The organism is Ruegeria sp. AF8 (assembly GCF_056541825.1).
Genome location: NZ_JBQFYW010000061.1, coordinates 1 through 2113, shown reverse-complemented (window position 1 = coordinate 2113; position 2113 = coordinate 1). Strand labels below are relative to the sequence as shown.

At 63.0% G+C, this 2113-nt stretch carries 1 protein-coding gene; it reads left to right on the top strand.

Features of this window, described 5'->3' with window-relative positions; translation table 11 throughout:
- On the top strand, positions 1-2113 hold a 2113-nt coding region (locus tag ACR0AO_RS25320), incomplete at both ends, for a pyruvate carboxylase (RefSeq protein ID WP_480609765.1).

The window sequence follows — 2113 nt, the reverse complement described above, 5'->3', positions numbered from 1 at the left end:
TGGAAGGCCGCCGCGAGGCCGAGGCCGCGTTTGGCAATGGCGAGGGCTATCTGGAAAAGATGATCACCCGCGCCCGCCATGTCGAGGTGCAGATCCTGGGCGACAAGCATGGTGAGATCTATCACCTCTATGAGCGCGACTGCTCGGTCCAGCGCCGCAACCAGAAGGTCGTCGAACGCGCCCCTGCCCCGTATCTGAGCGAGGAGCAGCGCGCCGAGATTTGCGAACTGGGGCGCAAGATTTGCGCCCACGTGAATTATGAATGCGCGGGCACGGTCGAATTCCTGATGGATATGGAAACCGGCAAGTTCTACTTCATCGAGGTGAACCCGCGTGTTCAGGTCGAACACACCGTCACCGAAGAGGTCACCGGCATCGATATCGTTCAGGCCCAGATCCTGATCGCCGAGGGCAAGACCCTGGCCGAGGCCACCGGCAAGGCCGCACAGGACGAAATCCGCCTGAACGGCCATGCGCTGCAAACGCGGGTGACCACCGAGGACCCGCTGAACAACTTCATCCCCGACTATGGCCGCATCACCGCCTATCGCTCGGCCACCGGCATGGGCATCCGTCTGGATGGCGGCACCGCTTATGCGGGGGGCGTGATCACGCGCTATTACGACTCGCTGCTGACCAAGGTCACCGCCTGGGCGCCGACGCCGGAAAAGGCGATTGCCCGGATGGACCGCGCCCTGCGCGAATTCCGCGTGCGCGGCGTTTCCACCAACATCGCCTTTGTCGAGAACCTGCTGAAGCACCCGACCTTTCTGTCGAACGAATACACCACCAAGTTCATCGACGAGACGCCGGACCTGTTCCATTTCAAGAAACGCCGCGACCGGGGCACCAAGGTTCTGACCTATATCGCCGACATTACCGTGAACGGGCATCCCGAAACCAAGGATCGCCCTCAGCCCCATCCCGATCTGAAAGAGGCCAGGCCACCTGCCAGGAAAGCCGAGCCGCAGATGGGCACGCGCAATCTGCTGGAGCAGAAAGGCCCGCAGGCCGTCGCCGACTGGATGAAGGCGCAGCGGCAGTTGCTGATCACCGACACCACCATGCGCGACGGCCACCAGTCGCTGCTGGCCACGCGGATGCGCTCGATCGACATGATCAGGGTGGCGCCCAGCTATGCCGCCAACCTGCCGCAGCTGTTCTCGGTCGAATGCTGGGGCGGCGCGACTTTTGATGTGGCTTACCGCTTCCTGCAGGAATGCCCGTGGCAGCGTCTGCGCGATCTGCGCGAGGCGATGCCGAACCTGATGACCCAGATGCTGCTGCGCGGGGCGAACGGGGTTGGCTACACCAACTATCCCGACAATGTGGTGCAGGAGTTTGTGCGTCAGGCGTCGAAGAATATCGACGTCTTCCGCGTCTTCGACTCGCTCAACTGGGTCGAGAACATGCGCGTGGCGATGGATGCGGTCGTCGAGAACGGCAAGATCTGTGAAGGCACCGTCTGCTATACCGGGGATATCCTGGACCCCGATCGCGCCAAGTATGACCTGAAATACTATGTCGGCATGGCCAAGGAACTGCGCGACGCCGGGGCCCATGTGCTGGGTCTGAAGGATATGGCGGGTCTGCTGAAACCGGCCTCGGCGCGCATCCTGATCCGGGCGCTGAAGGAAGAGGTCGGGCTGCCGATCCATTTCCACACGCATGACACGGCCGGCATCGCCAGCGCCACCATTCTGGCGGCGTCCGAGGCGGGCGTGGACGCGGTGGATTGCGCGATGGACAGCTTCTCGGGCAACACCTCTCAGGCGACGCTGGGCACCGTGGTCGAGGCGTTGCGCCATACCGACCGCGACACCGGGCTGGACATCAAGGCGATCCGCGAGATCAGCGACTATTTCGAGGCGGTGCGCGGCCAGTACGCGGCCTTTGAAAGCGGCCTTCAGGCGCCGGCCTCCGAGGTTTATCTGCACGAAATGCCGGGCGGACAGTTCACCAACCTCAAGGCGCAGGCGCGTTCGCTGGGGCTGGAGGAACGCTGGCACGAAGTGGCGCAGATGTATGCCGATGTGAACCGGATGTTCGGCGATATCGTCAAGGTGACGCCGTCGTCGAAAGTGGTCGGCGACATGGCGCTGATGATGGTCAG